Annotated in this window: 1 protein-coding gene; it reads right to left on the bottom strand. The window is 43.4% G+C overall.

The genetic code is table 11. The features are described 5' to 3' along the window. Positions 1-1,609: hypothetical protein (locus A3757_RS26020; RefSeq protein WP_197469612.1), on the bottom strand; the 1,609-nt coding region annotated here is incomplete at both ends.

Genomic DNA, 1,609 nt, shown 5'->3' with positions numbered 1-1,609 from the left:
TCAATATCACTTAAGACTTCTTCTAAAAATTGAGGGACACCTTCATCTGCTACAAGCAAACTACAATTAATTTGAGCAGCATAAGTTGCCCAAACCTGCTGGGTTTCCGCCTCTTTTTTCAGTGACTCCTCTGCTCTTATTCTTAACCCTTCAAGTTCCGCACCTTGACGAATTAAGGCTTCCTTCTTGGCAAGTCCCTGCTCTTTTAACGCTTCAGCAACTTTTTCTTGAGCAAGAAGCTCATCATTCGTTGACGAAGACTCAAGCTCGCCATATCCATCTAACATTGGATGATCCACGGAACCACACAAAGGGCAAGCTTCGCCTTCTTTTAATTGTGCTCGGTGCTCACTTAAGCTGACAATACGGTTTTCGAGCAAGACTCTTTCTTTTAATGACAAGAAATACTTATTAGCTTGCTGATAGGCTGTTCGAAGGCTAACAAGCTCAGCCTCAAGGCTTGCTATCGAAGCATCTTGTTTTTCGATAGACGACAGGATTTGTCGACAACTAAGCTTTTGATCCTGCGCTTGCTCAAATATTCTCTTGCACTCGGCTACCGCATTCTTTCTGAGGGAATTCTGTTGAATAAGATTCTCTAACGTTTCCAAACTCAACTGCTTATTAAGCTCTTCTAGAAAGCGATCTAGTGCTGTTTTTGCACTCGAAGATCGACTAAGGAGTTTTTTATGCTCTTGCTCTCGGATAACAAGTTGCGAATTTAATTCTCTTAGGCCTTTTTCCTTCGCCAACTTAACTGCATTGTCGCTTTCAAGCAGCTTTGCCAGAGACACCGTTTGCTCTTTTACCCGGTTATACTGTTGGAATAGCGTGGCAATCCCGTCAAGCTGGGTTTGCGCACCTCTAAGCCACTCATGCTTTTCCAGCCACTCGCCCACGGACTTAGTTATGTCGTGGCTATTTTTAATCTGCTTGGCACAGTCTTGCAGCTGTTTTAGCGTTTGAGTTTTTCTGGCGTCTATTTCAACTAATTCGGCATCGGCGGTTGATATGCTTTTCTGCTGGGAAGTAATACCTTGATCTAAAGGAACAAGCTGCTCAACTAGAAAGTTTTCTAGTCTTACATGGGTATTCTGAGCATCCTGGTATTCATTTTTAGCAAGCTGACAATTACCTTCTAATAGGTGGAATTCCTCTTGCTTTAAGCTACAAGAGGCATTGATTTCCTGGAAGTTTTTATCATATTGGTTTTGTTGAGCTTGAGCGCGCTGATATTGTTCATAATATGGTGAGAGCACTCTCGCTGGTAGGGCTCTTTCAAGCCTTGCAAACTCGGGTGCTAAACTGTCGCAATATTGAACATGCGCATCGAGCGCTGAACGACACTGCTTATTACTCGCCTGCAATTTTTCAAGCTTTTCAATATGAGAAACCTGTGCCTGAATATCGCCTCTTTTAAGCAAAGCAGTCTTACGCTTTTCTTCGAGGGCCTGTTCTTCAGCATACAGTAATTCAAGCTCCTCGGGACTAGTCTGCTCTAGACCTTCCAACTTGACCGTCAGTAGCGTGTGTCGCTCTTTTTCTTGTCGAAAGCGTTCAAACACCTCGCTAGAAACTCTGCCGTATATGTCCGTTCCCGTTAACTCTT

The organism is Oleiphilus sp. HI0117 (genome assembly GCF_001635235.1).
Note: the sequence above shows the minus strand (reverse complement) of the source record. Positions and strands in the feature narration are given on the sequence as shown.